Raw genomic sequence first — 7,600 nt, forward strand, 5'->3', positions numbered from 1 at the left:
GACGAACGTGAAGAGAAGACTGCTCCTGATCACCACCGCGGCGGCGATCATCCTGCCCTGGCTCAGCGGGCCGGCCGCGGCGACCGAGGTCCCACCGGACAACTCGCTGTACTCGCTGCAGGCCATCGAGGCGGGACCGGCAATCACCCGCAGCGAGGTGCTGGCCCGGGCGCGGACCTGGGATGCGGTGCCGTACAGCCAGGAGGCCTACCACAACGGTTACCGCACCGACTGCTCCGGCTACGTCTCGATGGCCTGGAAGTTGCCGAGCAGCGGGAACACCGGGAACCTCGACACGGTGGCCACCCGGTTGTCGTCCTATGACGACCTGCGGCCCGGCGACATGCTCATGTTCCACACCGACGTCCCGTGGGACGGGCACGCCGTGCTCTTCGCCGGCTGGGTCGGCGCGGCCGGCGGCAACTTCTACATCCACGAGCAGACCCGGCCGCACACCCTGCACCGGACCTGGGCCGACGCCGGGTACAGCCGCAGCCTGTACAAGCCGTACCGGTACAAGAACATCGTCGACGACGTCACCAACTCCGGGGTCGGCGCCGTCGTCTACGACAACATGCTGCGGACCTTCGCCCGCGGCGCGGACGGCGCCCTCTGGCAGTACTACTGGGACGGCACCTCCTGGCGCACCCAGGATCTCGGCGGCGGAATCAGCAGCGGGCCGTCCGCCGTGGTCGACGGCGGGGTTCTGCGGGTCTTCGCTCGCGGCACCGACGGCGCGCTGTGGCAGAACTATCTGAGCGGCGGCACCTGGACCTGGCAGAAGATCGGCGGCGCGATCGTCGGCCAGCCGGCCGCGGTGGTGTACGACGGCATGCTGCGGGTGTTCGGCCGCGGCACCGACAACGCGCTGTGGCAGTACTACTGGACCGGCACCGAGTGGAAGACCCAGGACCTCGGCGGCGGGCTCACCAGCGGGCCGTCGGCCGTCGTCCAGGGCGGTGGGCTGCGCGTGTTCGCCCGCGGCAAAGACGGGTCGCTCTGGCAGAACTACCTGTCCGGCGGCTCCTGGACCTGGCAGGACCTCGGCGGCGGCATCACCAGTGCGCCGTCCGCGGTGATGCACGGTTCGACGCTGCGCATCTTCGCCCGCGGCAACGACGGCGCGCTCTGGCAGAACTACTACAGCGCCGGCGCGTGGACCTGGCAGGACCTGGGCGGCACCATCACCAGCGCGCCGTCCGCGGTCATGCACGGCACCGTGCTGCGGGTGTTCGCCCGCGGTAAGGACAGCGCGCTGTGGCAGAACTTCTACGCCAACGGCACGTGGACCTGGCAGGACCTGGGCGGCACCATCACCTGATCCTGTTCCAGGGCGACCAGCCTGACCAGACCGTGCAGACGGTAACCGACGCCGCCGGGGGAAGCACCCCCGGCGGCGTCCAGCAGGCGGGCGTCGAGCAGCCGGTCGGCGAGCCGTTCCGCGGCCGGCACCGGCAGGCCCACCAGCCGGGCCAGCAGTTCCGGGGTGAAGTCGGTCCGGCCGGCCAGGGCCAGCCGGGTCATCGCGTGGTACTCGGCCTCGCCCAGACCGGCGAAGCTCGCGGCCAGTGCGCCGCGCACGTCCAGGCCGCCGGCCGCCAACTGGTCGAGGCGGCCGTGCTCGTCCCGGAGCCGGGCCGCGCAGGCGGACAGCGGCCAGCGGCGCCGGGCCGCCAGCCAGCCACCGGCCGCCCGCAGCGCGAGGGGCAGGCCACCACAGTGGAACGCGATCTCGGCGGCGGCCGCCGGCTCGGCCCGCACCCGGGCCCGGCCGGCCACCTCGGCCAGCACCGCCACCGCCGCCGCGGGCGGCAGCACGTCCAGGTCGACGCGGGCCCGGCAGTCCAGTCCGGTGAGCATCCGCCGGCCGGTCACCAGCACGGCACCCCGGAAGCGGGACGGCAGCGCCGCGCGTACCCGGTCCTCGGTGGTGACGTTGTCGAGCACCAGCAGCGCCCGCGGGCCGGCGTGAATCTCCCGGCCGGGGCCGGTGACGAAGTGCAGGCCGTCCGGGAAGTCCGCGGCCACCGACCGGGCGACCGCGACGGCCAGCGCGGTCTTGCCGGTGCCGGCCATTCCGGAGATCGCGACGACCACCGGCTCACCGGCGGGCCCGGTCAGGGCCCGCCGCAGCCGGCGGAACTCGGTGTCCCGCCCGGCCAGCGAACCGGTGCCGGGCGGCAGGACCTCGGCCGGCGCCTCGTCGGCCGCCAGCACCTCGCGGTGCAGCCGCTGCAACGCCGGGCCCGGTTCGATGCCCAACTCGGTGCGCAACGCCTGCCGCACCTCGCGGAAGACGGCCAGCGCGTCCGCCCGGCGGCCCGCACGCCAGAGCGCCCGGATCAGGTGCTCGCGCAGCTGTTCCCGCAGCGGATGCGTGCCGACCAGCTGGAACAGCTCGCCGATCAGCTCATGCCGCCGGCCCAGGCGCAGCTCGGCGGCGATCCGGTCCTCGGTCGCGGTCAGCCGCAGCTCGTCCAACTGGGTGGCGTACGCCCGCAGGTAGGGACTGTGCAGGCCGTCCAGTGCCGGGCCGCGCCACTGCGCCAGCGCCCGCCGAAGCCGGTCGGCCGCGGTCTCGTCGTCGCCGCCCGCGGCCGCCGCCCGGCCCTCGGCCAGCAGCGTCTCGAACCGGTGCGCGTCGCAACGCCCGGGCGTCAGGGCCAGCCGGTAACCGGGCGCCTGGGTGAGGATCGCGCCGGGCCGGCCGATCGCCCGGCGCAGCGCCGACACGTACGTCTGCACCAGAGCCTCCGCGGTCGGCGGCGGCTCCTCGCCCCACACCGCGTCCACCAGCCGCGCGGTGCTCACCACCCGGTCCGCATCGATCGCGCAGGCCGCCAGCAGCGCCCGCTGTTTGGCCGCGGTCAACGGCACCGGCCGACCGGCCAGCGCCAGCTCGACCGATCCCAGAATGCGTACGTCCACGTAGTCCCCCCGGTGTCTCCGCGTCGCCGGATGACAGCCTGCGGTGATCACCTGGTTCGCCGCTGGCGGACCGCTACCCGTAGCGCACCCGTACTAGCCTGCTGATCCGTGGACTTCGCCACGCAGCTCAAGGCGTACCGGGAAAAGGCCGGACTCACCCAGCGAGAGCTCGCCGGCCGCACCGGCCTGAGCACCGCCGCGATCCGTGATCTGGAGCAGCGGCGCAGCCGCGCGCCGCGCGCCGGGTCGATCCGCACGCTGGCCGCCGCGCTCGGCCTGAGCCCGGCGGAGACCGTGGCACTCCGAGACGCCGCGGGCCGGGTGCCTCCGGAGAAAGCGCCGGACGGGGAGATCAGCGTGGGCGTGCTCGGACCGCTGATGGTGCAGCGGGGCACCACCGAGACCGCGCTGGGCACCGGCCGGCACCGGGTGGTGCTGGCCCGGCTGGCCCTCACCCCGGGCGTCGCCGTGCCTCGCGACGAGCTGATCGACCTGCTCTGGGGCAACCGGGTGCCGCCGACCGCGGTCAACCTGGTGCAGACCCACGTGAGCCGGTTGCGCCGGCTGCTCTCGCCGGAGGTCGTCGTGCTGGCCCCCGGCGGTTACCGGCTCGTCCTCGGCGAGGTCGACCAGACCACGTTCCGGGAGCTGACCGGCGCCGCGCGGGCCGCCGACCGGCCGGAGACCGCGCTCGACCTGCTCGGTCAGGCACTCGACCGGTGGCGCGGGGAACCGTGCGCGGACGTCGAGGAGGTACGCGGGCATCCGGCCGCGGCCGCGTTGCTGCAGGAGCGGGCGGCGGCGACCGTGCGCTACGCCGACCTGGCCGACGCGCTGTCCCGCAACGAATTGGCCGTGCCGAGGCTGACCGGCGTGGCTGCCGGGCGGCCGCTGGACGAGCCGCTGCACGCCCGGCTGATCGCCGCGCTCGGCGCGACCGGGCAGCGGGCGGCGGCCCTGTCCGCCTACCACGACCTGCGCCGGCGGCTCCGCGAGGAACTCGGCGTCGACCCGGGTGCCGAGGTCGCCGAGGCGTACCGGGTGGTGCTGAGGCAGGAACCGGCCGCGGACGTCGCCGCGGACACCGGACCCCGGCCCTGGCAGGCGCCCGCGCCGCCGGCCGACTTCACCGGCCGGCGCGCCGAGGTGACCACGCTGCTCGACCTGCTGTGCCGGCGGCCGGCGACGGCCTGCCTGGTGTCCGGGGTGGCCGGGGTCGGTAAGACCACGCTGGCGCTGCGGGCCGCGCAACTGGTCCGTTCCGCATACCCGGACGGCCAGCTCTACGTCGACCTGGCCGGCGCCGGGGCCCGGCCGCTGGCCGCGGCCGAGGCGCTGGCCCGGTTTCTGCGCGCGCTCGGCGTCGAGGACCGCAGCATCCCCAAGGACGACGAGGAACGCGCTGCGCTGTTCCGCAGCATCACGGCCGAGCGCCGGGTGCTGGTGGTCCTGGACAACGCGCGGGACGCCCCGCAGGTCCGCCCGCTGCTGCCCGGCGCCGGCGGCAGCGTCGCGCTGATCACCAGCCGTTGGCGGCTGCCCGCGCTGGCCGGGGTGACCGTGCTCGGGCTCGCCCCGTTCTCGCCGGACGAGGCGGCCGGGCTGCTCGCCGTCACCGCCGGCGCCGACCGGGTGGCGGTCGACCCGGCCGCGGTGGCCGAGCTGGTCGCGGCCTGCGCCCGGCTGCCGATCGCGCTGCGGGTGGCCGGCGCGCGGCTGGCCAACCGTCCGGGATGGACCGTGCGCGACCTCGTCGACCGGCTCGCCGACCAGCGCGGGCGGCTGGCCGAGCTGCAGGTCGGCGACGTCGGGGTGGCGGCGAGCTTCGCACTGAGCTATCTGGAGCTGCCGGTCCGCACCGCCCGCGCGTTCCGGCTGCTGGCCCTGCTGCCCGGCACCGACTTCGTGGCACCGATCGCGGCCGCCACCCTCGGGCTCGACGTCCCCGGCACCATGCGCGAGCTGGACGACCTGATCAACGGCAACCTGCTCGAGCCGGCCACCGACGGCCGCTACCGCTACCACGACCTGCTGCGGATCTTCGCCCTCGGGCGGGTGGAGGCTGAGGAGCCGGCCGGCCGGCGCGCCGAGGCGGTGCGCAACATGCTGGACGGCTATCTCACCCGGGCGGCCGCGGCCGCCGAGCTGATCTATCCGAGCATGGTCCGGCTGCCGGTGGCCGCTACCGGTCCGGGGGCCTTCCGGGACGCGGCCGAGGCCACCGCCTGGCTGGACGACGAGTTGCCGGCGCTGGTCGCGGCGATCGAGGAGGCGGCCGGCCGGGTCGAGCACCGGGCGTACGCGTGGCGCCTCGCCGACCAGCTGCGCGGCTACTTCTTCACCCGCCGGCACTCGGCCGCCTGGCTGGCCACCGGGCGGGCCGGGCTGGCCGCCGCCGAGACCGCCGGTGACGGGCTGGGCCGGGCCGCGATGCACCAGACCATCGGGCAGGCGCAGTGGTCGCTCGGCCAGTTCGTCCCGGCGCTGTCCGAGTACGAGCGGGCGCTGGCCCTCGCCGAGCAGCACGGATGGCCGGACGGCGAGGCGTACCTGCTGCACAACATCGGCCTGGTGCAGTCGCTGCTCGGCCGGCTGCCGGAGGCCCGGGCGTGGTACCGGCGGGCGCTCGCCGTCAGCCGGGCGTGCGGCTGCGTCCACGTCGAGGCGGCCACCCGCAACGGCCTGGGCATCATGCTGGTCGAGGACGGCCGGATCGCGGCGGGCGCCGAGCACTTCGACGCGGCCCTGCGGATCAGCCTCCAGCACGCCAACGGGTCGCACGCGTCGGCCGGCTACCGGTCCAACCTGGGCATGGCGATGCGCCTGCTCGGGCGGATGACGGAGGCCCGCGAGCACCTGGAGAAGTCGCTCGTCGCGTTCGTCGAGAACCGGTCGCCGACCGGTCAGCTGTCCGTGCTGGACGAACTGAGCCAGATGCACGCGACGCTCGGCGAGCACGACGCCGCGGTGGACACCGCCCGCCGGGCGCTCGCGCTGGTCCGGCCGACCCGGGACCAGCGGGCCCAGGCGGTGCTGCTGGTGACGCTCGGGAACGCGCTGCTCGGCGTCCGGTCCCCCGCCGCGCGCACCGAGGCGGAACGCTGCTTCGCCGAGGCATATGCGACGAGCGAGCAGCTGAGCTATCCGTCGCTGCGGATCCGGGCCGGCCTCGGGCTGGCGCGCGCCGAACTGGCCGCCGGGCGCGGCGCCGAGGCCCTGTTGCGGGCCCGGGTCATCCACGCCGAGGCGGTGGCGGGCGACTTCCCGGCGCTGGCCGAGGAGGCCGGCCGGATCCTCGGGTCGCTCAGCCGTTGAGCGGCAGCACCCGCGCGATCTTGATCGAGGTGCTGGTGCTGCCGGCCGCCGGATAGGCCGCGCTGCCGTCGGGGTAGGGCTTGAAGGCCTGGTAGGCGTGGTCGCGCGCGGCGATCGAGAACTGCGCGCCGACCGGGGCGCCGGTGCCCGCGTCATACACCTGCGCCGCCATCCCGCTGCCCGACTCCCAGGTCAAGAGCATTCTTTGCCCGTACGCGACCAGGTGCGGATGGGCCGACGCGGCGCCGGTGCGCACCGTCGTGTCGGACGCGCCCGTGGTGAAGTGCTCGAGGCGTACCTGGCCGCCCTGACTCCACGCGGTCCAGTAGCCGGCCGTGCTCGCCAGCACCAGGTCACCGCCGAACAGGGTGCCGTCGCAGGTGCCGGCCGCGACCGTGCGGTACGGGTTGGGCTGAGCGATCCGGCAGTTGTTGTCGGTGGCGCACACCATCACGAAATGCCCGGTACGCGGGTCCCAGACGATGCGCGAGGTCCAGGCGTGGCTGCAGCCCACCTCGAAGCTGTCGTGCCCGCGCAGCAGGTTGCCGGCCGCGTCGACGACCTGCATCCGGTCGCCCTCGTGGATGTCCACACAGGAGCCGTTCTGCACCGTGATGGCCACCCCGAAGTAGGCCGCGTAGTTGCTGCCGTCGTACGCCAGCCGGCCGTGGTGCTGGTACCACCAGATGAACCGGGCCCCGTTGTCGTAGCCGCCCACGGTGGCGCTGAGGTTGGTGACCTGCCGGTCCCAGACCTGCGCGCCGGTGTTGTCGAACCGGATCATGTGCATGGTGTTGCACGGGCTGGACGAGCCGCCGCACAGCGGGCCCTCGCCGCAGTCGCCGCGCCGGGTGAGCAGCAGCACGCCGCCGTCCGCGTCGGCCTGCACGTCCTGCAGGTCGATCCCCTCGTAGCTGGTGGGCGTTCCGGTCAGCTGATCGTCGCAGCCGAGCCGGCCGAGGTAGACCTTGCTGTCGGTGCCGAGCCAGGCGAGCCAGGAACCGCCGTCCGGGGTGGCCGCGATCGCCATCGGCAGCGCCTCGGTGTCACCCTCGCGGCCGTAGCCGATCACCGGTACCCCGACGCTCACCTCGGTGACCTGCACCTGGGGTGTTTCCCCGGACGGCCGGGCGCACGCTTCCGCCTGGATCTCTTCGGCCGACGCGTTCAGGGCCGTCAGGCCCCCGCCGAGGGCCACGACAACGACGGCGGCTAGGGCAGCAAGTTTTCGCACCGAAGCATCATCCATAGGCGTCGATCCCGACGGTACCGACATAAGGGAAAAATAAGGCCGCCGACGCGCGCCGGCGGCCCTATCCACCTGCTAATCGCCCGAGGGCGGCGTGATGGCGACGCT

4 protein-coding genes are annotated in these 7,600 nt (G+C 74.6%); 2 read left to right on the plus strand and 2 right to left on the minus strand.

The genetic code is table 11. From position 1 onward, the window contains the following. Positions 1 to 7 precede the first annotated feature (7 nt). Entirely contained in the window at positions 8 to 1,321 is a 1,314-nt protein-coding gene (locus tag Ari01nite_RS03810; protein WP_203779359.1) for a DUF8189 domain-containing protein, read from the plus strand. Here the strand turns inward: Ari01nite_RS03810 and Ari01nite_RS03815 are convergent. Continuing rightward, positions 1,270 to 2,928 carry an AfsR/SARP family transcriptional regulator gene (locus Ari01nite_RS03815; protein ID WP_203779360.1) on the minus strand — a complete coding sequence of 553 codons (1,659 nt, stop codon included), beginning with the start codon at positions 2,926 to 2,928 and terminating at the stop codon, positions 1,270 to 1,272. The genes Ari01nite_RS03810 and Ari01nite_RS03815 overlap by 52 nt on opposite strands. 108 nt (positions 2,929 to 3,036) lie before the next feature. Here Ari01nite_RS03815 and Ari01nite_RS03820 point away from each other — a divergent pair, with 108 nt between their 5' ends. Further along, entirely contained in the window at positions 3,037 to 6,243 is a 3,207-nt protein-coding gene (locus Ari01nite_RS03820) for a BTAD domain-containing putative transcriptional regulator (protein WP_203779361.1), read from the plus strand. Here the strand turns inward: Ari01nite_RS03820 and Ari01nite_RS03825 are convergent. After that, on the minus strand, positions 6,233 to 7,477 hold the full coding sequence (locus tag Ari01nite_RS03825; RefSeq protein WP_239162455.1) for a hypothetical protein: 1,245 nt from the start codon (positions 7,475 to 7,477) through the stop codon (positions 6,233 to 6,235). The genes Ari01nite_RS03820 and Ari01nite_RS03825 overlap by 11 nt on opposite strands. Between the last annotated feature and the right edge of the window lie 123 nt (positions 7,478 to 7,600).

Source organism: Paractinoplanes rishiriensis (genome assembly GCF_016862375.1).
Classification (GTDB): Bacteria; Actinomycetota; Actinomycetes; order Mycobacteriales; family Micromonosporaceae; genus Actinoplanes; species Actinoplanes rishiriensis.